At 72.4% G+C, this 25,340-nt stretch carries 23 protein-coding genes; 6 read left to right on the top strand and 17 right to left on the bottom strand.

What is annotated here, in order from left to right:
• Positions 1–111 precede the first annotated feature (111 nt).
• A complete protein-coding gene (lysS, locus tag ACFW3D_RS38480) occupies positions 112–1,779 on the bottom strand; it encodes a lysine--tRNA ligase (protein ID WP_500512678.1) in 1,668 nt (555 codons plus the stop codon).
• Between the two features lie 128 nt (positions 1,780–1,907).
• Between lysS and argS the strand changes: the two genes are divergently transcribed.
• Positions 1,908–3,653, top strand: a complete 1,746-nt coding sequence (gene argS / locus ACFW3D_RS38475; RefSeq protein WP_500512676.1) for an arginine--tRNA ligase — start codon at positions 1,908–1,910, stop codon at positions 3,651–3,653.
• Between the two features lie 92 nt (positions 3,654–3,745).
• Positions 3,746–4,552: a DUF4253 domain-containing protein gene (locus ACFW3D_RS38470; RefSeq protein ID WP_500512674.1), complete on the top strand. Its 807-nt coding sequence runs from the start codon at positions 3,746–3,748 to the stop codon at positions 4,550–4,552.
• 101 nt (positions 4,553–4,653) lie between these two features.
• On the opposite strand, the gene ACFW3D_RS38465 is transcribed toward ACFW3D_RS38470, so the two are convergent.
• The 8 genes from ACFW3D_RS38465 to ACFW3D_RS38430 form a co-directional block, all read right to left on the bottom strand.
• Positions 4,654–4,977 (bottom strand): hypothetical protein, encoded by a 324-nt coding sequence (locus ACFW3D_RS38465; protein WP_500512672.1) that lies wholly within the window; start codon positions 4,975–4,977, stop codon positions 4,654–4,656.
• Positions 4,978–5,658: 681 nt separating this feature from the next.
• On the bottom strand, positions 5,659–6,660 hold the full coding sequence (gene hemB / locus ACFW3D_RS38460; protein WP_500512670.1) for a porphobilinogen synthase: 1,002 nt from the start codon (positions 6,658–6,660) through the stop codon (positions 5,659–5,661).
• A gap of 155 nt (positions 6,661–6,815) precedes the next feature.
• The gene (locus ACFW3D_RS38455; protein WP_500512668.1) at positions 6,816–8,543 is read right to left on the bottom strand and encodes a bifunctional uroporphyrinogen-III C-methyltransferase/uroporphyrinogen-III synthase; all 1,728 of its coding nucleotides are present in this window, start codon (positions 8,541–8,543) and stop codon (positions 6,816–6,818) included.
• Entirely contained in the window at positions 8,540–9,517 is a 978-nt protein-coding gene (hemC, locus tag ACFW3D_RS38450; protein ID WP_500512666.1) for a hydroxymethylbilane synthase, read from the bottom strand. The genes ACFW3D_RS38455 and hemC overlap by 4 nt, the downstream gene beginning before the upstream one ends.
• Entirely contained in the window at positions 9,514–10,938 is a 1,425-nt protein-coding gene (locus tag ACFW3D_RS38445; protein WP_500512664.1) for a glutamyl-tRNA reductase, read from the bottom strand. Before ACFW3D_RS38445 ends, hemC begins: the two co-directional genes overlap by 4 nt.
• Positions 10,935–11,705: a redox-sensing transcriptional repressor Rex gene (locus ACFW3D_RS38440; protein ID WP_500512662.1), complete on the bottom strand. Its 771-nt coding sequence runs from the start codon at positions 11,703–11,705 to the stop codon at positions 10,935–10,937. The genes ACFW3D_RS38445 and ACFW3D_RS38440 overlap by 4 nt, the downstream gene beginning before the upstream one ends.
• Positions 11,706–11,836: 131 nt before the next feature.
• The gene (locus ACFW3D_RS38435) at positions 11,837–12,559 is read right to left on the bottom strand and encodes a 3'-5' exonuclease (RefSeq protein ID WP_500512660.1); all 723 of its coding nucleotides are present in this window, start codon (positions 12,557–12,559) and stop codon (positions 11,837–11,839) included.
• Positions 12,560–12,652: 93 nt separating this feature from the next.
• Positions 12,653–12,949: a glutaredoxin family protein gene (locus tag ACFW3D_RS38430; RefSeq protein WP_500512658.1), complete on the bottom strand. Its 297-nt coding sequence runs from the start codon at positions 12,947–12,949 to the stop codon at positions 12,653–12,655.
• Between the two features lie 109 nt (positions 12,950–13,058).
• Here ACFW3D_RS38430 and ACFW3D_RS38425 point away from each other — a divergent pair, with 109 nt between their 5' ends.
• The 3 genes from ACFW3D_RS38425 (at position 13,059) to ACFW3D_RS38415 (ending at position 16,497) form a co-directional block, all read left to right on the top strand.
• The gene (locus ACFW3D_RS38425) at positions 13,059–13,988 is read left to right on the top strand and encodes an HAD family hydrolase (protein ID WP_500512656.1); all 930 of its coding nucleotides are present in this window, start codon (positions 13,059–13,061) and stop codon (positions 13,986–13,988) included.
• Positions 13,989–14,295: 307 nt separating this feature from the next.
• A complete protein-coding gene (locus ACFW3D_RS38420; RefSeq protein ID WP_500512654.1) occupies positions 14,296–15,090 on the top strand; it encodes an ECF subfamily RNA polymerase sigma factor, BldN family in 795 nt (264 codons plus the stop codon).
• A gap of 216 nt (positions 15,091–15,306) precedes the next feature.
• Positions 15,307–16,497 carry a DUF5667 domain-containing protein gene (locus ACFW3D_RS38415; RefSeq protein ID WP_500512652.1) on the top strand — a complete coding sequence of 397 codons (1,191 nt, stop codon included), beginning with the start codon at positions 15,307–15,309 and terminating at the stop codon, positions 16,495–16,497.
• A 63-nt stretch (positions 16,498–16,560) separates the two neighbouring features.
• On the opposite strand, the gene ACFW3D_RS38410 is transcribed toward ACFW3D_RS38415, so the two are convergent.
• The 5 genes from ACFW3D_RS38410 to ACFW3D_RS38390 form a co-directional block, all read right to left on the bottom strand.
• Positions 16,561–17,742, bottom strand: coding sequence for a lysophospholipid acyltransferase family protein (locus tag ACFW3D_RS38410; RefSeq protein ID WP_500512650.1), 1,182 nt, complete (start codon positions 17,740–17,742; stop codon positions 16,561–16,563).
• 26 nt (positions 17,743–17,768) lie between these two features.
• Positions 17,769–18,821, bottom strand: coding sequence for an NAD-dependent epimerase/dehydratase family protein (locus tag ACFW3D_RS38405; RefSeq protein WP_500512648.1), 1,053 nt, complete (start codon positions 18,819–18,821; stop codon positions 17,769–17,771).
• A gap of 190 nt (positions 18,822–19,011) precedes the next feature.
• Entirely contained in the window at positions 19,012–19,110 is a 99-nt protein-coding gene (locus ACFW3D_RS38400; RefSeq protein ID WP_003948845.1) for a 30S ribosomal protein bS22, read from the bottom strand.
• 107 nt (positions 19,111–19,217) lie between these two features.
• The gene (locus ACFW3D_RS38395; protein ID WP_018558718.1) at positions 19,218–19,430 is read right to left on the bottom strand and encodes a helix-turn-helix domain-containing protein; all 213 of its coding nucleotides are present in this window, start codon (positions 19,428–19,430) and stop codon (positions 19,218–19,220) included.
• Positions 19,431–19,558: 128 nt separating this feature from the next.
• Complete coding sequence (locus ACFW3D_RS38390) at positions 19,559–20,374, bottom strand: phosphatase (protein WP_500512646.1); 816 nt, start codon at positions 20,372–20,374, stop codon at positions 19,559–19,561.
• A gap of 145 nt (positions 20,375–20,519) precedes the next feature.
• On the opposite strand from ACFW3D_RS38390, the gene ACFW3D_RS38385 reads away from it, so the two are divergent.
• Positions 20,520–22,127: a GMC family oxidoreductase gene (locus tag ACFW3D_RS38385; RefSeq protein WP_500512644.1), complete on the top strand. Its 1,608-nt coding sequence runs from the start codon at positions 20,520–20,522 to the stop codon at positions 22,125–22,127.
• Here ACFW3D_RS38385 and ACFW3D_RS38380 read toward each other — a convergent pair.
• From ACFW3D_RS38380 to ACFW3D_RS38370, 3 genes are read right to left on the bottom strand one after another with little or no spacing between them, the layout of a single operon-like run.
• A complete protein-coding gene (locus ACFW3D_RS38380) occupies positions 22,124–23,299 on the bottom strand; it encodes an acetoin utilization protein AcuC (protein ID WP_500512642.1) in 1,176 nt (391 codons plus the stop codon). The two genes, ACFW3D_RS38385 and ACFW3D_RS38380, sit on opposite strands and share 4 nt — an antisense overlap.
• Complete coding sequence (locus tag ACFW3D_RS38375; protein ID WP_500512640.1) at positions 23,250–24,479, bottom strand: MFS transporter; 1,230 nt, start codon at positions 24,477–24,479, stop codon at positions 23,250–23,252. Before ACFW3D_RS38375 ends, ACFW3D_RS38380 begins: the two co-directional genes overlap by 50 nt.
• Positions 24,480–24,522: 43 nt before the next feature.
• A complete protein-coding gene (locus ACFW3D_RS38370) occupies positions 24,523–25,170 on the bottom strand; it encodes an HAD family hydrolase (RefSeq protein ID WP_500512638.1) in 648 nt (215 codons plus the stop codon).
• Positions 25,171–25,340 lie beyond the last annotated feature (170 nt).

The following is a 25,340-nucleotide window of genomic DNA, read 5'->3' as shown; positions in this document are numbered from 1 at the left end:
CGCGCCCCTCCGCGGGGGCCACGCCCCCCCCGGGTACTATCATACGCGGCCCGAACCGGTGGCCGGCGGGGGGTGGCATCGCCACCCGCCGCCGTCACATCCGAGTCCGGCTCAGCTCGCCGCGAGCAGCTCCCGCACGCGGTCCTGACCCACCGCCAGCAGCAGCGTGGGCAGCCGCGGTCCGGTGTCCCGGCCGACCAGCAGCTTGTAGAGCAGGGCGAAGAAGGACCGCTGGGCGACCTTCATCTCCGGGGTCGGCTTGGCGTCCGGCGCGTAGCCGGCCTGGATCTTCGGCACGCCGTAGACCAGGGTGGTCAGCCCGTCCAGCGACCAGTGCTCGGGCAGCCCGTCCACCAGCAGCTTCAGCGCCTCCCGCTCCTCTCCGGACAGCGCCGCGAGGGTCTCCGCGTCGGGCTCGGCGCGCACCTGGGTACGGGCCTCCGGCTCGACGTGGGTGTTCACCCAGCGCTCGGCGCAGTCCAGCCGCGGCCGGGCCTCGTCCAGGGAGGCCAGCGGCCGCTCCTGGTCGAAGTCGCGCAGGATGCGCAGCGTCTGCTCCTCGTCCCCGGTCGTGATGTCGACGACCGAGGCGAGCGTGCGGTACGGCAGCTTGTGCGGGGTGGTCGGCAGCTCGCCGCTCGCGGTGCGCGCGGCCCGCGAGTGCACGGCGACGTCCACCGCGGCGGCCGTGCCCTCGGCGACCTTGCGCTCCAGCGCGTCCCACTCGTCGTAGGTGCGGGAGATCTCGTCGCCGAAGGAGATGTTGAACGCCTGGTTCGGCCGGCGGCGGGCGTACAGCCAGCGCAGCAGCTGCGGCTCCATGATCTGCAGGGCGTCGGCCGCGATCGGCACACCGCCCTTGGAGCTGGACATCTTGGCCATGCCGCTGATGCCGACGAAGGCGTACATCGGGCCGATGGGCGGCTCGGCGCCGAAGATCTCGCGCACCAGCTGCTGACCGACCATCCACGAGGAGCCGGGCGACTGGTGGTCCACGCCCGACGGCTCGAAGTCCACGCCCTTGAAGGCCCAGCGCATCGGCCAGTCGACCTTCCACACCAGCTTGCCGCGGTCGAACTCGCTCAGCCGCACGGTCTCGCGGTTGCCGCAGTCCTGGCACTCGTAGGTGAGGTCGGTGGTGTCGTCGTCGTAGGCGACGACCGTGGTCGTGTCCTTGCCGCAGGCCGAGCAGTACGGCTTGTACGGGAAGTACTCGGGGGCCTGCGCGAGCGTGGCCTCCTCGTCGTCCTGCTCCTCGCCGCCGCCCTTCTTCTTCGTCCGGTAGCGGCCGAGCACCTCGTCGATCCGCCGGCGCTCGCGCATCGCGTGCAGGATCTGCTCGCGGTAGGTGCCCGAGGTGTACTCGACGGTCTGGCTGATCTCGGTGACCTCGACGCCGAGCGCCGCCAGCGCCTCGCGGAACGGGGCCTTGAAGTGGTCCGACCAGGTCTCGTACGGGCTGCCCTCGGGCGCCGGCACGGAGGTCAGCGGCTTGCCGATGTGCTCGGCGTACGACGGGTCGTAGCCGGCGGGCACCTTGCGGTAGCGGTCGAAGTCGTCCCAGGACAGGATGTGCTCGCAGGGCACGCCACGCCGCTTGATCTCGTCGGCGACCAGGTGCGGGACCATGATCTCGCGCAGGTTGCCCAGGTGGATCGGCCCGGAGGGGCTGATCCCGGAGGCGACGATGATTTTCTTGCCCGGAGCCCGCCGCTCGGCTTCCGCGATGACGTCGTCCGCGAAGCGGGCGACCCAGTCGGCCTCGGTGCTCTGAGCCACTGTCTCGACTTCCTTCCACCTGTGCAGCGGGTAGCGCGGTACCCGGCAATTGTCCCAGAGAAAAATGAGTGGTAGCGCGTGGGATACTGAGGGTTGATCTCCGATCCCTCTCAGGAAGCACCCATCCCATGGCCTCGGTCAACTCGCTTTCCGCCTCGATCCAGCAGCGCGTCGCTGACGCCCTCGGTGCCGACCCGCTGCTGCGACGTAGCGACCGGGCCGACTTCCAGGCCAACGGCGTGCTGGGACTCGCCAAGCGGAACAAGGCGAACCCGCGCGAGCTGGCCGCCCAGGTCGTCGAGGCCCTCCCGGCCGGCGACGAGCTGATCGCCTCCGTGGAGGTCTCGGGCCCCGGCTTCCTCAACATCACCGTCTCGGACGCCGCCATCACCCGGACGCTGGCCGCCCGCGCCGCCGACGACCGGCTCGGCGTGCCCGCGAAGGCCGACCCCGGCATCACGGTGATCGACTACGCGCAGCCGAACGTGGCCAAGGAGATGCACGTCGGCCACCTGCGGTCCTCCGTCATCGGCGACGCGCTGGTCAAGATCCTCGAGTTCGAGGGCGAGACGGTGATCAGGCGCCACCACATCGGCGACTGGGGCACCCAGTTCGGCATGCTCATCCAGTACCTGGTGGAGCACCCGCACGAGCTGGACCACGGTGCGGCCGAGGCCGGCGAGGAGGCGGGCGAGGCCTCCATGTCGCGCCTCAACAGGCTCTACAAGGCCTCCCGGACGGTCTTCGACTCCGACGAGGAGTTCAAGACCCGGTCGCGCAAGCGCGTCGTCGACCTGCAGGCCGGCGACCCGGAGACGCTGGCGATGTGGCAGCGGTTCGTCGACGAGTCGAAGATCTACTTCAACTCCGTCTACGACAAGCTCGACATCGAGATCCGCGACGAGGACGTCGTCGGCGAGTCCGGCTACAACGACATGCTCGTCGAGACCTGCAAGCTGCTGGAGGAGTCCGGCGTCGCCGTGCGCTCCAACGGCGCGCTGTGCGTGTTCTTCGACGACATCAAGGGCAAGGACGGCGAGCCCGTCCCGCTCATCGTGCAGAAGGCCGACGGCGGCTTCGGCTACGCCGCGACCGACCTGTCCGCGATCCGGAACCGCACCGCGGGCCTGCACGCCGACACGCTCCTGTACGTCGTGGACTCCCGGCAGGCACTGCACTTCAAGATGGTCTTCGAGACGGCCAAGCGGGCCGGTTGGCTGACCGACGAGGTCACGGCGCTGCACATCCCGTTCGGCACGCTGCTCGGCAAGGACGGCAAGCCGTACAAGACCCGGTCCGGTGAGACCTTCCGGCTGGTCGACCTGCTGGACGAGGCGGTGGAGCGGGCCGCGACCGTCATCCGGGAGAAGTCCTCGGAACTGACGGACGAGGAGGTCGCCGACCGGGCCAAGGAGGTCGGCATCGGCGCGATCAAGTACGCCGACCTGTCCACCTCGCTCGGCCGGGACTACGTCTTCGACCTGGACCGGATGGTCTCGCTCAACGGCGACACGAGCGTGTACCTGCAGTACGCGTACGCCCGTATCCAGTCGATCCTGCGGAAGGCCGGCGACGCGAAGCCGGTCGCCCGCCCCGAGCTGCCGCTGGCCCCGGCCGAGCGGGCGCTCGGCCTGCTGCTGGACGAGTTCGCGGAGACCCTGGCGGGTGTCTCGGAGACCTACGAGCCGCACAAGCTGGCCTCGTACCTCTACGCGCTGGCCTCGGCGTACACCACCTTCTACGACCAGTGCCCGGTCCTGAAGGCCGAGACCCCCGAACTGCGGGAGAACCGCCTCTTCCTCTGCGACCTGACCGCCCGCACCCTGCGGCAGGGCATGTCGCTGCTCGGCATCCGCACGCCCGAGCGCCTCTGACGCGCCCCGCGTCCGTACGACGGCGGCCCCGGCGGGAGTCATCACTCCCCCCGGGGCCGCCGTTTGTCAGTGGCCGGCCCTACATTCACGCCATGGCGATGCTCCCCAACCAGCTCCCGAAGCTCACGCAGGACCCGGCCGGCCGGTCCCTGGGCCTCGACCTCCCGCCCGGCACTCTCGTCGACGCCACGAGCGACGGCCGCTGGCACGAGCCGCTGCTCTGGCACGCGGAAGGGCCCGCCGGACCCGCTTCCTGGGAACGGCTGCTCCCGGCGCGGATGTCGGCGGGGCTGCACCCGGTGCTGCTCTCCATGGACGAGGCGCTGCCGGCCACCGCGGAGCTGGCCCCGGGTATGACGTCCTACCCGGGCGACCACGACGCCGACGAGGTCCTCGCCGACTTCTGGGGCTTCGAGGAGGAGTCCGACGAGGAGGCGGCGGACCTGGTCGCCCCGTTCGGCCGGACGTGGCCCGGCCTCGCCCCCGCGCGGGAGTTCGAGGCCGACCCGGACGTCAGGGCGGCCGAGGTCGCCGCGTCCGTGGTCGAGGCGGGTTGGATCAAGGACCCCCGAGCGGCCCTCGTCCCCGCCAGGCGCAGCGCCGACGTCCCCGCGGCCATCGGCTGGACGGGGCCGTGCAACCACGAGAACGACGTGGCCCGGCTGTGTTCGGTCCTGCGCTCGTGGGAGGACCGCTTCGGCGTGCGCGTCGTGGCGGTTGCCTTCGACGTGCTCGTCCTCTCCGTGGCGGCGCCGCCGGCCACCGTGGAGGAGGCCGAGGCCGTGGCCGCCGAGCACTTCGCCTTCTGCCCGGACAACGTCACCCAGGGCAGCGGCTCGCTGCGCGCGTACGCCGGATCCCTGGTGGACGCGCCCGCCTGGTCCTTCTGGTGGGACTAGACGGTTCACCGGCCGGGTCCGGGTCACGGGTGTCCTTCCCCGCGGTGGAAGGACACCCCCGAGACGACCCGGTCAGGACCGCTCAGCGGCGGCGGTACCGCTCAGCGGTGGAAGTGCCAGCGGTGGTCGTGGCGGTGGTGGCGGTGGTGCCAGCGCGGGTGGTGCCGGTGGTGACGGTGGTACCAGCGGCCGTCGCGCCCGCCGCGGCGGTACTCACGGCCGTCACGCCCCCGGTCACGGCGGAACTCACGGCCGTCCCGGCCGCGGTCACCGTCGTACCGGTACTCGCCGCCCCGGTCGTTTGTCGCCTGGGTCGTGTGCGACACCGCCGCCGTCGGCGGCGTTACGGCGCCGGCGGCGCCGGCGCCGCCCAGCAGGACGGCGGCCGCGACGCCCAGCGCGGCGGCGAATCGGGGAATCCGCATCGCGGTTCTCCTTTCACGGCGGAGGCCCTTGTGCCTCCGCCTGCTGTGGACTTGCTGTGAATTTCCCACCTACTTAAGCCGTTAAGTCCGAATCGGCACCAAAGCCACTTGATGTAATGAAATGCCGGGCGGCCTGGAACCGCGCCGTCCGCTTGCGCGTCCTGCACGCGATCATCTGAGGGCACCGCGTCCGGGCAGGCGGGAAGAGCGCCGCCCTCCCTCCTTCGGCAGGTGACCGCCCCCGCTGCAGATCCGGCCGGGCATGATCACTCCTCTGCCGCCGATCACACCCGCCCGGCGGCCTCCAGGTACGGACCCGCCTGCTGAGGCACCGTCACGTGCCGGACCCAGGACCTCGGCGCCACGACCGGCCCGAGCCACCGGGAGGACCCGACGCACATTCACCGCCCGGAACCGGGCACGGACGGACCGGGAATCACCACCGGTCGTCCCCCGGCCGCCCGCCGCACCACCCTCGTCGGGGACGCACGGGCGGGAACACCGCACCGGGGTGGCGCGGCGGATCAGGTGGCACGTCCCCGGCGCTGCCACCGCCGGTCGCGGCGAACGTACCGGACCCGCGTGCCCGGCACGGATGTTCGCCGGGAGCGGCCGTCCCCGGGCATCGCGGGCGGCCGGTGCGCCGCGGCGACCGTACTCGCGATCCGGGCGGCCGGAGGCTCAGAGCTGCGAGGCCACCTCGGTCGCCCAGTAGGTGAGGATCAACTGCGCGCCGGCGCGGCGGATCCCGGTCAGGGTCTCCATGATCGCGCGGTCGCGGTCGATCCAGCCGCGCTCCGCGGCCGCCTCGACCATCGCGTACTCACCGCTGATCTGGTACGCCGCGACCGGCACGTCCACCGACTCGGCGACCTTCGCCACCACGTCCAGGTACGGCCCCGCCGGCTTCACCATCACCATGTCGGCGCCCTCGGCGAGGTCCAGCGCCAGTTCGCGCAGCGACTCGCGCAGGTTGGCCGGGTCCTGCTGGTAGGTCCTGCGGTCGCCCTTCAGCGAGGACCCGACGGCCTCCCGGAACGGCCCGTAGAACGCCGACGCGTACTTCGCCGTGTACGCCAGCATCGACACGTCCTGGTACCCGGCGGCGTCCAGGGCGCCCCGGATCACGCCGACCTGACCGTCCATCATGCCGCTGGGGCCGACGACATGGACGCCGGCGTCCGCCTGGACCCGGGCCATCTCCGCGTAGCGCTCCAGCGTCGCGTCGTTGTCCACCCGGCCCTCGGCGTCCAGGACGCCGCAGTGACCGTGGTCGGTGTGCTCGTCCAGGCACAGGTCGGACATGACCACCATGGCGTCGCCGACCTCGCTGACGACGTCGCGGATCGCCACCTGCAGGATCCCGTCCGGGTCCGTGCCGGGCGTCCCCACGGCGTCCTTCTTCTCGTCCAGCGGCACACCGAAGAGCATGATCGCGCCCACGCCCGCCTCGGCCGCCTCCACGGCAGCCTTGCGGAGGGTGTCACGGGTGTGCTGGACGACGCCCGGCATGGTGGAGATCGGCACGGGCGCGTCGATGCCCTCGCGGACGAAGGCCGGGAGGATCAGCTCGGCGGGGTGCAGCCGGGTCTCGGCGACGAGGCGGCGCATCGCGGGCGTCGTACGCAGCCGGCGGGGCCTCGTACCGGGGAACTGACCGTATCCGCTTCCGATTCCGCTCATCACCGCGCCGCGCCTCTCTCCGTCCCGGGCCGTTTCCGCGTTCCACGGTACGCCCGCACGCGCCGTGCTCATGCCGACCCGTTGTCGGCCCGGAACGCGACGGCCCCCGGCTCCGCGGAGGGAGCCGGGGGCACGCGGAACGAACCGGGGGCCCGTCAGACGCGGGCCCTGCGCCGGGAACCGGGACGCCGCTCGCTGGGACGCGTGACGGGGTCACCCGCGGCGACCGCCGTCTCGCGCCGCCGGACGCCGAAGTCCGCCAGCGCCTGCGCGAGCGCGTGGACGGACGGCTCCGGGGCCATCACGTCCACCCGCAGCCCGTGCTCCTCCGCGGTCTTCGCGGTGGCCGGGCCGATGCAGGCGATCACGGTCACGTTGTGCGGCTTGCCCGCGATGCCGACGAGGTTCCGTACCGTGCTGCTCGACGTGAACAGCACCGCGTCGAACCCGCCGCCCTTGATCGCCTCACGGGTCTCCGCCGGCGGCGGAGATGCCCGCACGGTCCGGTAGGCGGTGACGTCGTCGACCTCCCAGCCGAGCTCGACGAGCCCCGCCACGAGCGTCTCCGTCGCGATGTCGGCGCGCGGCAGGAAAACCCGGTCGATCGGGTCGAAGACGGGGTCGTAGGGCGGCCAGTCCTCCAGCAGGCCGGCGGCGGACTGCTCGCCGCTGGGCACCAGGTCCGGCTTCACACCGAAGTCCACCAGCGCCGCGGCCGTCTGCTCGCCCACCGCCGCGACCTTGATCCCGGCGAAGGCGCGCGCGTCGAGCCCGTACTCCTCGAACTTCTCGCGGACGGCCTTGACCGCGTTCACCGAGGTGAAGGCGATCCACTCGTACCGTCCGGTGACCAGGCCCTTGACCGCGCGCTCCATCTGCTGCGGGGTCCGGGGCGGCTCCACCGCGATCGTGGGCACCTCGTGCGGCACGGCGCCGTAGGAGCGCAGCTGGTCGGAGAGGGAAGCGGCCTGCTCCTTGGTGCGCGGTACGAGCACCTTCCAGCCGAACAGCGGCTTGGTCTCGAACCAGGAGAGCAGGTCGCGCCGCGTGGTCGGCTCGCCGACCACGGCTATCGCCGCGATCGGGCCCTCGGGCGTGGGCAGCGCCTTCGTCGCCTTCAGCTCGGCCGCGATCGTCGACAGCGTCGCCGTCCAGGTGCGCTGCCGGGTCGTCGTGCCGGCCACCGTCACGGTCAGCGGGGTGTCCGGCTTGCGGCCCCCGGAGACCAGCTCGGCCGCGTTGGCGGCGACGGTCTGCAGGGTGGTGGAGACGACCAGGGTCGCCTCGCTGGCGCCCGCCTCGTTCCAGCACCGCCCCGACGCGGTCGCGGCCTCCACGAACCGCACGTCGCCGCTGAGCGGCACGCCCGCGTACGCGGGCACGCCGACGGCCGCGGCCACGCCCGGCACGACCTCGAAGGGGATGCCGGCCTGCGCGCAGGCGAGCATCTCGCCGGCGGCCGCGGAGTCGAGTCCGGGGTCGCCGGCGATCGCACGGACCACCCGCTTGCCGGTGCGCGCGGAGGCCATGAAAAGCTTGGCCGCAGCGACCGGAGGGCTCAACTCCCCCTCTGCGTCGCCCGGCTGTGCCGTGTCCACGCCCGGCCGGGCATGGGTCCGTACGACGTCCAGCACGTGCTGGTCGCCGATCAGGACGTCGGCGTGGGCGAGCGCCTCGACGGCGCGCAGGGTCAGCAGCCCGGGGTCACCGGGCCCGGCACCGAGGAAGGTGACGTGCCCGAGGACGGAACCCGGCGTACCCGTGTCCGTGGTCCCGGTGCGGCCCGCGGTGCCCGCGGTACCCGTCCTGCCTGCCGGTCCTGCCGGCCCGGCCGCGGTGGAGTCTGCGGTCGTGTTGGTCGCTGCGGCGGCGGTGGGGCTCAAAGTTCGCGCTCCCCCATAAGACCGGCCGCGCCCTTGGCGAGCATCTCGTCGGCGAGCTCGTGGCCGAGGGCCACGGCTTCGTCCCGGGATGCGGGGGTCGGACCGGTGATGGACATCTGCACCAGCGAGGAGCCGTCGGTGGTCCCGACGACACCGCGCAGGCGCAGTTCGGTGATGGGCTCGCCGACGCCTTCGAAAGCAGGCTCGGCCAGCGCGCCCACGGGCGCGGAGCAACCGGCCTCGAGGGCGGCGAGCAGTGCGCGCTCGGCGGTCACGGCGGCCCGGGTGAACGGGTCGTCGAGCTCGGCGAGCACGGAGACGAGCCCTGCGTCGTCCGCAGGGCACTCGACGGCCAGCGCCCCCTGTCCGGGAGCGGGCAGCACGACGTCGGAAGAGATCAGCTCGGTGGCCTCCGCGAGGCGGCCCAGCCGGCTGAGTCCGGCGGCGGCGAGCACGACGGCGTCGAGGTCGCCTGAGGCAACGTATCCGATGCGCGTGTCGACGTTGCCGCGGATCGGCACCGTCTCGACGCGCACCCCCATCGAGCGGGCCCAGGCGTTCAGCTGCGCCATGCGGCGCGGCGAGCCGGTGCCGATGCGGGCGCCCCGGGGGGAGGCGGCCAGCTGCTCGAAGGTGAGGCCGTCGCGCGCGATCAGCGCGTCGCGCGGGTCCTCACGGAGCGGGACCGCGGCGAGGGTCAGGCCCTCGGGGTCGGCGGTCGGGAGGTCCTTGAGGGAGTGGACGGCGAAGTCGATCTCGCCGCGCAGCAGCGCGTCGCGCAGGGCGGAGACGAAGACGCCGGTACCGCCGATCTGCGCCAGGTGCTCGCGCGAGACGTCGCCGTAGGTGGTGATCTCCACCAGCTCCACGTCACGGCCGGTGATCCGGCGGACCTGCTCGGCCACCATGCCGGACTGCGCCATCGCCAGCGCGCTGCGCCGGGTTCCCAGTTTCAGTGCGGTTGGGCTCGTCATGCCCGCCCTCGATTCGAGTCACTCGTTGCTGAAGCAGCCGACGCCACCGGCGGCAGGGCCGAGGCGGCGGAGGGGATCACCGGCGTGCCCGGTGAGTCGGCCCTGCTGACCGCGGCGACCGCCTGGGGGTCCAGGTCGAAGAGTTCGCGCAGCGCGTCGGCGTACCCGGCGCCGCCGGGCTCTCCCGCGAGCTGCTTGACCCGCACAGTAGGCGCGTGCAGGAGCTTGTCGACGACGCGGCGCACGGTCTGGGTGACCTCCGCGCGCTGCCGTTCGTCCAGGTCGGGGAGGCGGCCGTCGAGGCGCGCCAGCTCGGAGGCGACCACGTCGGCGGCCATGGCGCGCAGGGCGACGACGGTCGGCGTGATGTGCGCGGCGCGCTGGGCGGCGCCGAAGGCGGCCACCTCGGCCGAAACGATCTTTCGCACCTCGTCGACGTCGGCGGCCATCGGGGCGTCGGCCGCGGCCGCGGCGATCGTCTCCAGGTCGGTGACGTGGGCGCCGTCCAGGGAGTGCACCAGCGGGTCGATGTCGCGCGGCAGGGCGAGGTCGAGCATCCCGATGGGCGCCACGGGCTCGCCGCCGGAGCGCAGGGCCCGGGAGAGCGTGGCGCGGGCGACGGTGTCGGCGGTGAGCACCAGCCCGGTCGCCCCGGTGCAGGACACGACGATGTCGGCGTACGACAGCTCGCCGGCCAGGTCCGCCATGGGCGCGGCGCGGCCGCCGACGCTCTCGGCGAGGCGCTCGGCGCGCTCGTGGGTGCGGTTGACGACCACGATCTCGCCCGCCCCCGCGCGGGCGAGGGTGGCCGCGGCGAGCGAGCTCATCGAACCGGCGCCGACGACCAGGGCGCGCTTGCCCTTGCCCCACTCCTCGAAGGGGGCCCCGCCGACGGCCTGGGCCATCTGCTCCAGGCCGAAGGTGACCAGCGACTGCCCGGCCCGGTCGATGCCGGTCTCGGAGTGCGCGCGCTTGCCGACCCGCAGCGCCTGCTGGAACAGGTCGTTCAGGGACCGGCCGGCGGTGTGCAGCTCCTGGCCGAGGCCCAGGGTGTCCTTGAGCTGGCCGAGGATCTGGCCCTCGCCGACGACCATGGAGTCCAGGCCGCAGGCGACGGAGAACAGGTGGTGGACGGCCCGGTCCTCGTAGTGCACGTACAGGTGCGGGGTCAGCTCGTCGAGGCCGACGCCGCTGTGCGTGGCGAGCAGCGTGGACAGCTCGGCGACGCCGGCGTGGAACTTGTCGACGTCCGCGTACAGCTCGATGCGGTTGCAGGTGGACAGCACCGCGGCCTCGCTGGCCGGCTCGGCGGCCATGACGTCCAGCAGCAGCTTGCCCTTGGTGTCCTCACCGAGGGCCGCGCGCTCCAGGACGCTGACGGGGGCGGTGCGGTGACTCAGTCCGACGACGAGGAGGCTCATGCCGGCATCACGGCGGGGACGTCCCCGTCAGGTCCCGGACGGCGGTCGCCGTCACGGACCGCCTTGGCCGCCACCGGGGGCGCCGTCAGGCTGCCCTCCAGCTCCTCGCCGGCCTTCCGCTGCTCGTGGAAGGCGAGGATCTGCAGCTCGATGGAGAGGTCGACCTTGCGGACGTCGACCCCGTCGGGGACGGTCAGCACGGTCGGGGCGAAATTGAGGATCGAGGTGACGCCGGCACCCACCAGACGGTCGCAGACCTCCTGGGCGGCCCCGGCCGGCGTGGTGATCACGCCGATGGACACCTGGTTGTCCCGGACGATGCCCTCCAGCTCGTCCGCGTGCCGCACGGGCAGCCCGGCGATGAGCCGGCCGGTGAGCTGGACGTCCGCGTCGATGAGCGCGGCGATGCGGAAACCGCGGGAGGCGAAGCCGCCGTACCCGGCGAGCGCGGCGCCGAGGTTTCCCATGCCGACGATGACGACCGGCCAGTCCTGGGTGAGGCCCAGTTCGCGGGAGATCTGGTACACGAGGTACTCGACGTCGTAGCCGACGCCGCGGGTTCCGTAGGAACCGAGGTAGGAGAAGTCCTTGCGCAGCTTGGCGGAGTTCACGCCGGCGGCGGCCGCGAGTTCCTCCGAGGAAACGGTGGGCACCGATCGCTCGGACAGCGCGGTCAGGGCCCGCAGGTACAGCGGGAGCCTGGCGACGGTGGCCTCGGGAATCCCTCGGCTGCGGGTCGCCGGTCGGTGAGTTCGGCCAGTTGCCACGATGCTCCTGCGGGTAGAGCTGGGCTGCGAGCGGCACCCGTCGTTGGGACCGCCCCGTGCACGCCAGGCTATGTCTTTGTGAACGCGTGCACAAAGATGGTGTCCGATTTGCCCGGGGGAAGTGACCGGCATCACGCACCCCCATTGCGGACATAAGAAACCTTCTGCTGCGACGGAACGTTCCACGCGGGCGCCCGGTCGGCGCCCCGGCGCCCCACCCACAGTGCGTCCGCCCCGGCCAGCTGCGGCCACTCGACCGCCCCCGCGCGCGCCAGCGCCTTCTCGGCCTGCGCGGGTCCACCCGGGTGGTCCGTGACGTACGAGGCGAAAAGCCGGGCCGTGGTGCGGGCGTCCCCCAGCGCGGTGTGCGCGGTCCAGCCGGTCAGTCCGGCCGCCTCGGCGCAGGCCAGCAGGCTCAGCCCGCCCGGCGCGGGTTCGCGCAGCGCGGCCATCCGCATCGTGCACAGTTCGGGGACGACGGGGAACTCCACCCCGAGCCGGGCGTACTCCGCCGCCAGGAACGCGCGGTCGCAGCCGACGTTGTGCCCCACCAGCACCCGGCCGCGCAGCAGCCCCAGCAGCCTCGGCGCGATCTGCCCGAACAGGGGGGCGCCCACCGCCTCGACGTGGCGGGACTCGATGCCGTGGATGTGCGTGGGGCCGACCGGCCCCTCGGGGTCGACGAGGGTCGAGAACTCGCCCTCGTGGTCGAAGTCGCGGTCGAGCAGCACCACGGCCAGCTCGACCACCCGGTGGCGTCGTGAACTGGAACCGGTGGCCTCGAGATCGACCACGGCGAAGCCGCCGCGCGTCTGGAGCCTGCCCGGGAGCACGCAGTCACCGTCCTTACTCACGCACCCCCGCTGTACACAAAACGCCTTGATGGTAATCGAGCACCCGCGTCCAGAGGAACACGCGCAAATCGCCCACCTGTCGCACCAGGGCCCTCAGGCGCCCAGCCCGCGCCGCAGCCGGCCCTCGTCGACACGCCAGAAGGTGTGCTGCTCGCCGTCGATGAGGACGACCGGGATCTGCTCCCAGTAGCGGTCGTGCAGTTCCTCGTCGCGCGTGATGTCCATCTCCTCGAAGCGCGCGCCCAGGTCGTCGACGACCCTGCGGATCACCGTCCGCGCGTCGTCGCACAGGTGGCAGCCGGGCTTGGCGATCAGCGTCACCGTCCGGTCGGACGGGTCCTTCCGGGCATTGCGGGCTTCACGTCCGAACAGAGGGCTCATGCCGGCCATTCTGCCCCCGTCAACTCCCGACCCGCGGTAACACCCTCGTCGCGAGGAGTTCATTCACCTGCTCCATCGGTGCACCGGAGTTGGCCAACGGACTGGCTATGCTCGCCCCATGGCCGCTCTGCGATGGCTCACCCCCCGTAAGCGCTCCGCCACTGCGCGCAGCGTGCTGGCCGGCGAGGCCGCGGCGGAGGCCGCGCTCGCGGCACCCGCGGCACCCGCGGGGAAGAAGGACGACCGGGCGGGCGCCCCCGCGTTCCCGGTGGCCGGCGATCCGCACGCGGCCGCCTTCTTCGACCTGGACAACACCGTGATGCAGGGCGCCGCGATCTTCCACTTCGGGCGCGGCCTGTACAAGCGGAAGTTCTTCCGCAGCCGCGACCTCGCGCGCTTCGCCTGGCAGCAGGCGTACTTCCGGGTCGCCGGGTCCGAGGACCCCGAGCACATGCAGGAGGTGCGGGAGAGCGCGCTCACGATCATCAAGGGGCACCGCGTCGAGGAACTCATGTCCATCGGCGAGGAGATCTACGACGAGTACATGGCGGACAAGATCTGGCCCGGCACCCGCGCGCTCGCCCAGGCCCACCTCGACGCCGGCCAGCGGGTCTGGCTGGTGACGGCCGCCCCGGTGGAGACCGCCTCGATCATCGCCCGCAGGCTCGGCCTCACCGGCGCCCTCGGCACGGTCGCCGAGCACGTCGACGGGGTCTACACCGGCCGGCTGGTCGGCGAGCCGCTGCACGGTCCCTCCAAGGCCGAGGCCGTCAAGGCGCTCGCCGGCGCGGAGGGACTCGAACTCTCGCGCTGCGCCGCGTACAGCGATTCGTCGAACGACATCCCGATGCTGTCGCTCGTCGGACATCCATACGCGATCAATCCCGATACACGTCTGCGCAAGTACGCACGCGAAAAGGGCTGGCGCCTGCGTGATTACCGTACGGGCCGCAAGGCGGCGAAGATCGGCATCCCGGCGGCCGCAGGTGTGGGCGCCGTGGCGGGCGGCGCGGCCGCCGCGATGGCCCTGCAACGCCGCCGCCGCTAGGGACACGGGCGACACGCCCGGGTCCCCCTCTGGCGCCCCGCCAGTTCACGGTGAGCCACACAGCCACAACACGCTCTCCACGCGAGCATTTCACGACGCTATGTGGTCAACACCGTTTCAATGTTCGATAATTGATCGATCACCATTCCGCCAGAGAGTGGGCGGAACCGACGATTTCAGCAACTCGGTGTAGCGTCGCCTGTACGAAGCGTTATTCTCCTCAGACGCAAGCCGGTACCCACACGTCGCCACGACGGGTGAACGGTTCCGTACTGCACGTGATGGAAGTTCTGCCTCTGGGAGTCCCGTGTACCCACACACCGGGGTTGACGCCTCTGGCCTGGCTACGCTGCGCGCACTGGTGGCTGAGCACCTGCTGCGCGTCGTCCCCGCGTACGCCGTGCCCGTCCCCGCACTCGCCACGGCTGCAGCGCCCGCCGGCCGCGCCTACGCGCTGGCCGACGGCCGGGCCACGGTCGGCAGACGGTCCCGCAACACGCAGCAGGCCGACCGGACCGCGGGCGCCACCCCGCGCCGGCCGGCGGCCGACAGCGACAGCGGACGCATGATGGACCTGGTCGAGCGCGCGCAGGCGGGCGAGACCGAGGCCTTCGGCCGCCTGTACGACCACTACTCCGACACGGTGTACCGCTACATCTACTACCGCGTCGGGGGCAAGGCCACCGCCGAGGACCTGACCAGCGAGACCTTCCTGCGCGCCCTGCGCCGCATCGGCACCTTCACCTGGCAGGGCCGTGACTTCGGCGCGTGGCTGGTCACCATCGCGCGCAATCTGGTGGCCGACCACTTCAAGTCCAGCCGCTTCCGGCTGGAGGTGACCACCGGGGAGATGCTCGACGCCAACGAGGTCGAGCCCAGCCCGGAGGACTGCGTCCTGGAGGCGCTGTCCAACGAGTCGCTGCTCAGGGCCGTCCGCAAGCTCAACCCCCAGCAGCAGGAGTGCGTGACGCTGCGCTTCCTGCAGGGGCTCTCGGTCGCCGAGACGGCCCGCATCATGGGCAAGAACGAAGGCGCGATCAAGACCCTGCAGTACCGGGCCGTACGGACCCTCGCCCGGCTGCTCCCCGACGACGCGCGATGAGCGCGATGGATGGATCTTCATCTTGCGACTGCCTCCACGGTCCGATCATCATGACTGCGTAACCCAACTCGGGCGGCACTCGTTGCATCACATGCGGACCCCCCAATGCCGTGCCCTGCCCGCTTCCGATCACTCGATCGGGTGGAAAGGCTCAAGGTGCACAACCTTGAAGGCACTACGGGGAGTCGAGGTGGATGACGAGAGGAGGTGCCGCCCGTGATCGCGAATCCAACGGCGCACCGGCGGGCCAACGCCTTCGCCGACGCCCTTGAGGGCGAAGGCCCCCAGACGGGTGCCGGCGTACAGCACGGCGCCCATGCCGCGGACCGGCATGCGGATCCGGACCAGGGCACGTTCCTGGCCCTGGCGGACGCCCTGCAGGACGTTCCGCGGCCGACGCTGGACCCGGAGACCAAGACCGTCCAGCGTGCCCAGTTGATCGCCGCCATGGAGGCCGCGCTCGCCGACGGCACCCTGACGGTTCCCGTACAGCGTGACGGCGGTCGGGGCGCGCACCGCGCCGGCGGCCGCGGTCTCGGCAAGCTGAAGCCGCGCTCCGCGTGGTCGCGCAGGCTGGCCGCCGGCGGTCTGTCCGTCGGCGTGGCGGCCGGTGCCCTCGGCGGTGTCGCCGCCGCGAGCACGGACGCGCTGCCCGGCGACACCCTCTACGGCCTCAAACGGGGCATGGAGGACATGCGCCTCAACCTCGCCGACGACGACGCCGACCGCGGCAGGGTCTATCTCGACCTGGCCTCCACCCGGCTCCAGGAGGCCCGCCGCCTCATGGAACGCGGCCGGGGCGGCGAACTCGACGACGAGTCCGTGGGCGAGATCCGCAGGGCACTGTCGGGCATGCAGCAGGAGGCCACCGAGGGCCACCGGCTGCTCGCCGCCGCGTACCGCAAGGACGGTTCGCTGCGGCCGATCGAGACGCTCTCCGCGTTCTCCAGCAACCACCGCAGGGGCTGGACCGAACTGCGCGGCAAGCTCCCCTCCCGGCTCGACGACGTGGGCAACAAGGTCACCTCCGTCTTCGACGCCATAGAGGACGAAGTGGCCCCGCTGCAGAAGCTGTTGCCGCCCGACACCGGCTCCGGCCACGGTGACGGACGCGGCGTCCCGGGCAGCGGCGGCCGCTCCGCGAGCGGCACCCGGGGGCCGTCGCCCTCGGTCAGCGGCTCCGCGAGCGGCTCCGCCGAGGAGCGCGACGGCGACAAGGCCAGCCCGTCGGCGTCCCGCAGTTCGGACAGCGGCCTCATCGGCGGCACGGGCGACCTGCTCGACCCCACGCCGAGCGGCAGTTCCCCGGGTGGCGACGGCCACCAGCCGTCGGTCACCCTCCCGCCGCTGCTGCCGGGACTGCTCCCGGGCCTCGGGCTCAGCGCCGAGGACGACAGGGACGACTGAACAGGCACGACACGGCGGTGGGCCGGGGCCCTGAGGCCCCGGCCCACCGCCGTGTCAGCCGTGTCAGAAGAAGACCGAGCGGCGCTGCACCAGCAGCTTGTAGAGGGTGTGCTGGATGGTCTCCCGCACCTGGTCGGTCAGGTTGAAGACCAGCATCGGGTCCTCGGCCGCCTCCGGCGCGTAGCCGTCCGTCGGGATCGGCTCGCCGAACTGGATCGTCCACTTCGTCGGCAACGGCACCATGCCGAGCGGGCCCAGCCACGGGAACGTCGGTGTCAGCGGGAAGTACGGGAAGCCCAGCAGCCGGGCCACCGTCTTCGCGTTGCCGACCATCGGGTAGATCTCCTCCGCGCCCACGATGGAGCACGGGACGATCGGCACCCCGGTCTTGAGCGCCGTCGCGACGAATCCGCCCCGCCCGAAGCGCTGCAGCTTGTACCGCTCGGAGAAGGGCTTCCCCAGCCCCTTGAAGCCCTCGGGCATCACGCCGACGACCTCGCCGCGCTCCAGCAGCAGCTGGGCGTCCTCCGCGCAGGCCAGGGTGTGCCCGGCCTTGCGGGCCAGCTCGTTGACGAGCGGCAGCACGAACACCAGGTCCGCCGCCAGCAGGCGCAGGTGCCGCCCCGCGGGGTGGTTGTCGTGGACGGCGACCTGCATCATCAGGCCGTCCATCGGCAGCGTCCCGGAGTGGTTGGCGACCACCAGGGCGCCGCCCTCGGCCGGGATGTTCTCGATGCCCTTCACCTCGACCCGGAAGTACGACTCGTACAGCGGCCGGAGCAGCGACATCAGGACCTGGTCGGTGAGCTCCTCGTCGTAGCCGAAGTCGTCGACCTCGTAGTCGCCGGTGATCCGGCGGCGCAGGAAGGCCAGCCCGTGCGCCACCCGGCGCTCCCAGGGCCCGCCCAGCAGCCGGTCCGCGGCCGAGCCGAGGGCGGCCGCCAGCGGGCTCCCCGGGGTGCTCCCGGACGGCCCCTCAGGGCCCTCCGAGGCGGCCTGTGCGCCCTCGGACGCCCCACCGGCACCACCGGTGCCCGCAGTGTCCGCGGAGGCCGTCACGGTGTCCCCGGCGGCGCCGGTCCCCGCCCCGGCACCCGCGGTCCGCTCCTCGACCGGCAGCGCGGCCACCGGGTTCCCGGTGTCGCCGGCCGCCTTGCCGCGGGCCGCGGCCCGCCCGCGCGAGCGCGGCGCCCCCCTCCGGGTCCGCGTGTCCTCGTCGAACGGGATGACCTTGGCGTCCGCCATGGTGCGGTTCCTCCTCGCAGCAGTGCTCACGAGCTCAGTCCTCGGGGCCCGCCCGCGGGGACCAGCGCGGCGAGCCGGTCGACGGCCCCGGCGAGCCGTTCGGGCGGCAGCAGGCCGGGGCCGCGACTGCGGGCGAAGTCGCCGAAGGTCTCGGCGGTGGTGTACTTCGGGGCGAAGCCGAGCGTCTCGCGCATCTGCGTGGTGTCCACGACCCTGCCGTGGGTGAGCAGCCGGATCTGCTCGCGCGAGAAGTCCGTGACGCCGGCGGTGCGCAGCATCTGCCCCACCCATGTGACGGCGGGCAGCAGCACCGGCACGGTGGGCTTCCCCAGCCGGCGCGCCGTCTGCGACAGCAGGAGCACCCCGTCACCGGCGATGTTGAACGTGCCGCTGTTGATCGTCCCGTTGCGCTCGTCGCGCAGGGCCAGCATCAGGACGTCGATGACGTCGTCCTCGTGGACGAACTGCAGCCGCGGGTCGTAGCCGAACACGGTCGGCAGCACCGGCAGCGCGAAGTACTCGGCGAGGGGCGTGTCGGCCCGCGGGCCCAGGATGTTGGCGAACCGCAGAACCGATACGGCAACGTCCGGGCGGCGCCGTGCGAAGCCGCGTACGTACCCCTCGACTTCGACCGCGTCCTTGGCGAAGCCGCCGCTGGGCAGCGACTTGGGCGGCATGGACTCGGTGAAGACGGCGGGATCGCGGGGCGCGGAGCCGTACACGCTCGTGGTGGACTTCACCACCAGGCGGCGCACCGTCGGCGCCTTCTGGCAGGCGCCCAGCAGCTGCATCGAGCCGATGACGTTGGTCTCCTTGACCGCGGTCCGGCTGCTGCGGCCGGGCAGCGTGCCGCTGACGTCCATGTGGACCACCGTGTCCACCGAGTGCTCCGCCAGCACCTTCGCGATCATCGGGTGCCTGATGTCGGCACGGACGAACTCGGCGCCGCCCAATTGGTGCGCGGGCGGCATCGCGTCGACCGCGATCACCCGGTCGACGTCGGGGTCGCGCATCACACGCCGTACCAGCCGGCCGCCGAGCTGGCGGGCGACTCCGGTCACCAGCACCACTTTGCCCAAGATCAGCGCCTTCCCTCGCACTGCCGCATGTACGCACCGTATCGGTTCGTTGTTGCGCCGTGATGACGCCCGAACGTACGAGCACCGTCGGGGAGGGCCGGGTCCGGCAATCCCCCCGGGAACGCCACTGCCCTCCCGCCCCCACGGACCGTGGGGGCGGGAGGGCAGCGAAGTGCGAAGCGTAGCTCGCTTACTTCTTGTTGCGACGCTGCACACGCGTACGCTTCAGCAGCTTGCGGTGCTTCTTCTTGGCCATACGCTTGCGCCGCTTCTTGATGACAGAGCCCACGACTACCCTCGCTTCGTTTTCACTCGGTGCGGGGCGTCCGAGCCCACACGACCTACGTCGGCACAGCCTACCCGTCCGCAAGCGCCGAGCAGAAACCGAGGCGGTCGTCAGGCAGTTTCCCCCACCCCCACGTAGGACTCACGAAGATAGTCATGGACGGCCTGCTCCGGCACCCGGAAGGACCTCCCCACCCGGATCGCCGGCAGATGACCGCTGTGCACCAACCGGTACACGGTCATCTTGGACACTCGCATCACCGCGGCGACCTCTGCCACGGTCAGGAACACGACCTCGTTGAGAGGCCTCTCGCTTGAAGCCATGACACACCTGAACCTTCCGCACATGACGGGCACCGGCTTCCCCTCCGGTGACTCCCTCTCGCACGTGCGCTCCTCCCCAGATTAGGTGCGGGTGATGCAAGTGGGGAAGAGGAGTAGCGATCGGTTGACTACTGTGACAGACACGCTCGATTGAGTACATAGCGCGTAAGCGGTCGGTAGTAATCGGACCGCACAGCGTCATCAAGCGGAACCGCGACCGAGACCCTGCCCTCGGTCTCGGCGACGAAAACCGCCGGGTCGTCCGAATCGGCCAGTCCGATGGCCTCGATGCCCAGCTGACCTGCTCCGCAGACCCAGCCGTGGTCTCCCACCACGAGGCTCGGCAGCAGTCCCCCGCGTCCTGCCGCACCCGCCAGCGCGGCCCGAACCGGGAGCGGGGAGTGCGTGTGTACCGACGGCGCACCACGGGCGCCCCCACCCGGCGCATCCCGGACCGTCGCGACGCCCCCTACGTACCAGAGGTTGTACGTGCGTAGGCCGAATTGCGTCGCCATGTCGATACATCGGCCATGCGATGGTGTGAGGACGGGACATCCCGCCGCCGACAGGGCGGCCGCCAATCCGGCGTAGAACCCGAGCAGGCGATGCGGGTGACCAGTGCCGATGAGCACGGGCTCCCTGCGCTGCGCGGCCTCCCCCAGCCGGACGGCGAAGGCCTCGAGCCCCGCGAGCGTGCGCTCCGGGTCGATCACATCCTGCCCGGAAGTGTGCCCCGGGTCAGCCGAAACCCCACACCGGTCGGCCATCAACCGCAGGAGACCGGTCTGCGTCCAGGGCCGCACCGGCTCCAGTCCCAGCGTCTGCCGCGGATCCCCCGCCACGAACAGCCGATAGCTGCGCAGGCTCTTCTCCCGCGGCGTCGCCACGACCCCCGCGATCCCCGCCCCCACCAGATGCGCCCGCAGCGCGGCAACAGTCACCACGCGCCGATGGTGACCTCCCCCGCACCCCTCACGTGCCGGAACGGCCCGAACATCACTCCCGAGGGGCGGTTGTTCGGGTCGGCGCCCCCGGCGGGCCCCTCCGTACAATTCACGCATAACGCGCGACAGCGATGGGAGGCTCCCCGTGGCCGGCACCTCCGCCCACGCCTCCGCAGGCACCCCCGCCGAAACCGGCGAGTTCGACTACGTCGTGGTGGGGGCGGGATCCGCCGGGTGCGTGCTCGCCGCCCGCCTCTCCGAGGACGACGCGGCCCGCGTGCTGCTCCTCGAGGCCGGCGGAGCCGAGCGCCCCCCTGAGGTCTCCGTCCCCGCGGCCTGGCCCGGACTGCTCGGCACCCCCCTCGACTGGGCGGACCGCACCGTGCCGCAGACCGAGACCCACCTCGCCGTCCCATGGCCCCGCGGCCGCGGCCTGGGCGGCAGCTCGGCCGTCAACGCCATGAACTTCCTGCGCGGCCACCGCTCCGGCTACGACGCCTGGGCCGCCGAGGGCGCCGACGGCTGGGGCTGGGAGGACCTGCTGCCCTGCTTCCGCCGCAGCGAGGACCTCACCGGCGTCCCGGACCGCGACCCGGAACTGCGCGGCATGGACGGCCCCCTGCGGGTCGGCCCCGCCACCGACCGCCACCCGCTCGCCCGGGACTTCCTGCGCGCCGCGCTCGAGACCGGTCACCCCGGGGCCCACGACCTCGCCGGCGGCCTGGAGGAGGGGTTCGGCTGGGGCGACCTCAGCATCGCCGACGGCGTACGCCAGGACGCCGCCACGGCCTACCTGCTCCCGGCCCTGCACCGGCCGGGCCTGCACGTGGTGACGGGCGCCCTCGCGCACCGGCTGCTCCTGGCGGGCGACCGCTGCACGGGCGTGGAGTACGCCGTGGACGGGCAGGCCCGCACCGCCCGCTGCTCCCCCTCGGGGCAGGTCGTCCTGGCCGCGGGCGCGGTCGGCACCCCGCAGCTGCTCATGCTCTCCGGCATCGGCCCCCGCAACCACCTGCGCCGCTGGGGCGTCCCCACCGCCGTGCACCTGCCCGGCGTCGGCTCCCACCTGCTGGACCACGTGATCTCCGGCGTCGTCGTACGGGCCCCGCGCCCCGTCCCGCCCGGCGCCAACAACCACGGCGAGGTCCAGGGACTGATCCGCACCCGGCCCGAAGCGCCGGGCCCCGACGTGCAGTTGCAGCTCGTCGACGTCCCGATCCGCGAGGAGAGCCTGCCCGGGCCCGCCGTCGGCGAGGGCTGGACGGTGATGGTCGCCCTCATGGCGCCGCGCGGCCACGGAACGGTCCGGCTCTCCGGCACCGCCCCCGGCGCGCCACCGCTGATCGACCCGCGCTACTACGCCGACGTCCGCGACCTCGACACGATGGCAAGGGGCCTGGACATCGCCCGGGAGATCGCCGCCGCCCCCGCGCTGGCCGAGTGGTACGGCGAGGAGGTCCTCCCCGGCCCGGACACCACCGGCGCGACGGAGCTGCGCGCCTACCTCCGCCGCAACCTGCGCTCCTACAACCACTACGCCGGCACCTGCCGCATCGGCACCGACGCGTACGCCGTCGTCGACCCCGAGCTGCGGGTACGCGGCGTCGACGGCCTGCGCGTGGCCGACGCGTCCGTGATGCCGGCCCCGGTCTCCGCCAACACCAATGCCACCGTCTACGCCATCGCGGAGCGGGCGGCGGAGCTGCTGCGCACCTGCACCCGACCGTCCCGCGCGACGCCCGTCCGCGCCTAGGGCAGCAGCCCGTGCAGCGGGAAGACCGCCCGCCGGGTCGCCAGGATCGCCTGGTCCAGCCGGTCCGCCGGGTCGTACCCCGCGTCGTGGAAACCGGTGAACGCCGCGTCCCGCCCGTCGGTCATCCGCAGCGGACCCATCTGCCGCGTCCTGCGGTACACCTCCGCCCGCCACTCCTCGGGCGTCGCCGTCTCCGGCGCCACCGGCTGCCCGGCAGCGATGCCCACCAGGTGCGTCCACGTCCGGGGCACCACGTCCACCACCGCGTAGCCGCCCCCGCCCAGGGCGACCCAGCGGCCCTCGGCGTGCTCGTGCGCCAGCGCGTGCAGCGCCTCCGCCACGGCGCGCTGCGCGTCCAGGCTCACCGCCAGATGCGCCAGCGGGTCCTCGAAGTGCGTGTCCGCGCCGTGCTGCGTCACCAGCACCTGCGGCCGGAAGGCCGCCAGCAGCTCCGGGACGACCGCGTCGAACGCCCGCAGCCAGCCCTCGTCACCGGTGCCGGCCGGCAGCGCCACGTTCACCGCGCCGCCCTCCGCGGCCGCGCCGCCGGTCTCCTCCGGCCAGCCGGTCTGCGGGAACAGCGTGCGCGGGTGCTCGTGCAGCGAGATCGTCAGCACGCGCGGGTCGTCCCAGAAGGCCGTCTGGACGCCGTCCCCGTGGTGCACGTCCACGTCCACGTAGGCGACGCGCTCCGCGCCCAGCTCCAGCAGCCGGGCGACGGCCAGCGCGGCGTCGTTGTAGACGCAGAAGCCCGAGGCCATCCCCGGCATCGCGTGGTGCAGCCCGCCCGCGAAGTTCACCGCGTGCGTCACCTCGCCGCGCCACACCGCCTCGGCGGCCCCGACCGACTGGCCCGCGATCAGCGCCGAGACCTCGTGCATGCCCTCGAACGCCGGGGTGTCCTCGGTGCCAAGGCCGTACGCCAGTTCCGTCATGCCCTTGGGATCTGCGGAGGCACGGCGCACCGCCGCCACGTACTCCGCGTCGTGCACCAGGCGCAGCGTCGAGTCGCCGGCGACGGGGGCCGCGGTGACCGTGACCGCGCGGTCCAGTCCGAAGGCCCGGACCAGGCCCATGGTCAGTGCGAGCCGCACCGGGTCCATCGGGTGGCCGCGACCGAAGTCATAGCCCGTTACCTGCTCGTCCCACATCAGCTGTGCGCGGCCGCTCATGGTCGACACCGTATCGGGCGGGCTCCGCCCCGAACGAGCGGGCGTACAGCAGCGTCGCCGCCACCAGCAGCATCGGCACCAGCATCGCCCCCCGGTAGCTCCAGGCGTCGCCCAGGGCGCCCACCAAGGGGGACCCGACCAGGAATCCGACGTAGTTGAAGATGTTCAGCCGTGCGATCGCCGTGTCCGACGCCCCCGGGAAGAGCCGCCCGGCGGCCGCGAACGTCTGCGGCACGATCACGCACAGGCCCAGGCCCAGCAGCGTGAAGCCCGCCATCCCGGTCCACGCGCCCGGCGCGGCCGCGACCACCGCGAAGCCCGCCGCCGCCACCAGCGCGCCCACCCGCACCACCGCGGCCGCCCCGAAGCGCCGCACCCCGAGGTCGCCGACCGAACGCCCCAGGAGCGTGGTGACCATGTAGACGTTGTACGGGACGGTGGCCAGTTGTTCGGAACTGCCGAGCACGTCCTGCAGGTACTTCGCGCTCCAGTTGGAGACGGTGGAGTCGCCGATGTACGCGAACGCCATCACCAGGCAGAGCGGGAGCAGCAGCCGCATCGCCACGGGAGCCGCGGCGGCCGCGGGCGTGGCCGTCGCGCCCTGGGCCTCCGTCCTCCGGTCGACGTACCAGCGGCTGGCGACCAGCGTCAGCGGGATCAGCACCGCCACCACCGGCCCGTACAGCACCGCCAGCGACAGGTGCCAGTGCGCCCCCGCCCAGGCCAGCGACGCCCCCAGGATGCCGCCGAGGCTGTACACGGCGTGGAAGCCCAGCATGATGCTGCGCCCGTACGCGCGCTGCAGGCTCACCCCGAGCATGTTCATGGACGCGTCCAGGGCACCGACGCATATCCCGAAGACGGCGAGCGCCGCGGCCAGTTGCCACAGCTCGTCCCCGGCACCGGCGCCCAGCAGCGCCAGGCACACCACCGGCTGCACCCAGCGCAGCACCACGCTCGGCCGCACCCGCTTCACCAGGTGCTCGGTGACGACGCTCCCCACGCCGGCCAGCACGGGCACCGCGGCCAGGAACGCGGGCAGCAGCGCGTCGCTGACGCCGTAACGGTCCTGCAGCGCCGGGATCCGGGTCACCAGCAGCGCGAAGGCCGCCCCTTGTGCGAAGAAACTGACGGCCAACGAGGCCCGTCCAAGACGCAAACCGCCGTCGATGCCGTCCATGAGCGTGCAGCGTAGGGCCGCGGGCTACGGACGGGTAGGTCGATCACACGAACAGTTTCCCGGGCAGCTCCGCCATGTCCGCGAACAGCTCCCGTGCCCCCGCCAGTTTCTCCGCCGGCGTCATCGCCGTGAACGCGTACGCGTCCATCCCGGCCGCCACCGCGGCCCGCACCCCGAGCGGGCTGTCCTCCACCACGGCGCACCGCTCCGGTGCCACGCCCATCGAGTGCGCGGCGTGCAGGAACAGGTCGGGCGCGGGCTTCCCGCGTCCCACGTCCTGCGAGCTGAAGATCCGCTCCTCGCCGAAGTACCCGTACAACTCCGTCTTCTTGAGTGCCACACGGATCCGCTCGTGGCTCCCGGAGGACGCGACGCAGTACGGCACCCCGTCCGCCGCCAGCTTGTCCAGCACGGCCGTCACGCCCGGCACCGGCTGCAGTTCGCGCCGGAAGCCCTCAAAGACCCGCGCGTAGTACGTGGCGTCGAAGTCCGCCGGCAGCCGCTGTCCCGTACGTTCCGCCACCAGGTCGTGGACACGGTGCATCGCGGCACCCATGTAGTCGCGGACGGAATCCTCGTAGGTGGTGGGGTGACCGGACTCTGTCAGCAGGCCTGCCAGGATGCGGTTGGAGAGCGGCTCGCTGTCCACGAGCACGCCGTCGTTGTCGAAGATGACCAGGTCGTAGCGCACCGCACCACTCTAGTCGGGCACGGAATCCGGCCGGTCCGGCCGAATCGGACCCTTCAACCGGACCTGCGTGCGCCGAACGCAAAAATGCCTCAGTCCCCGAGTCGAAACTCGGGGACTGAGGCTAAAAATTGTTCGGCGGCGTCCTACTCTCCCACAGGGTCCCCCCTGCA

Origin of the sequence: Streptomyces sp. NPDC058864 (assembly GCF_042742985.1) — a bacterium.
In the GTDB taxonomy this organism is placed as follows: Bacteria; Actinomycetota; Actinomycetes; order Streptomycetales; family Streptomycetaceae; genus Actinacidiphila.
This window is presented reverse-complemented; position numbering and strand designations above follow the sequence as displayed.

What these genes read in the sequence shown, in the direction of transcription:
- argS (WP_500512676.1), top strand. Translation starts at nt 1,908, where the DNA reads ATGGCCTCGGTCAACTCGCTTTCCGCCTCGATCCAGCAGCGCGTCGCT.
- ACFW3D_RS38470 (WP_500512674.1), top strand. Translation starts at nt 3,746, where the DNA reads ATGGCGATGCTCCCCAACCAGCTCCCGAAGCTCACGCAGGACCCGGCC.
- ACFW3D_RS38465 (WP_500512672.1), bottom strand. Translation starts at nt 4,977, where the DNA reads ATGCGGATTCCCCGATTCGCCGCCGCGCTGGGCGTCGCGGCCGCCGTC.
- hemB (WP_500512670.1), bottom strand. Translation starts at nt 6,660, where the DNA reads ATGAGCGGAATCGGAAGCGGATACGGTCAGTTCCCCGGTACGAGGCCC.
- hemC (WP_500512666.1), bottom strand. Translation starts at nt 9,517, where the DNA reads ATGACGAGCCCAACCGCACTGAAACTGGGAACCCGGCGCAGCGCGCTG.
- ACFW3D_RS38445 (WP_500512664.1), bottom strand. Translation starts at nt 10,938, where the DNA reads ATGAGCCTCCTCGTCGTCGGACTGAGTCACCGCACCGCCCCCGTCAGC.
- ACFW3D_RS38430 (WP_500512658.1), bottom strand. Translation starts at nt 12,949, where the DNA reads ATGGCCGGCATGAGCCCTCTGTTCGGACGTGAAGCCCGCAATGCCCGG.
- ACFW3D_RS38425 (WP_500512656.1), top strand. Translation starts at nt 13,059, where the DNA reads ATGGCCGCTCTGCGATGGCTCACCCCCCGTAAGCGCTCCGCCACTGCG.
- ACFW3D_RS38410 (WP_500512650.1), bottom strand. Translation starts at nt 17,742, where the DNA reads ATGGCGGACGCCAAGGTCATCCCGTTCGACGAGGACACGCGGACCCGG.
- ACFW3D_RS38395 (WP_018558718.1), bottom strand. Translation starts at nt 19,430, where the DNA reads ATGGCTTCAAGCGAGAGGCCTCTCAACGAGGTCGTGTTCCTGACCGTG.
- ACFW3D_RS38380 (WP_500512642.1), bottom strand. Translation starts at nt 23,299, where the DNA reads ATGAGCGGCCGCGCACAGCTGATGTGGGACGAGCAGGTAACGGGCTAT.
- ACFW3D_RS38375 (WP_500512640.1), bottom strand. Translation starts at nt 24,479, where the DNA reads ATGGACGGCATCGACGGCGGTTTGCGTCTTGGACGGGCCTCGTTGGCC.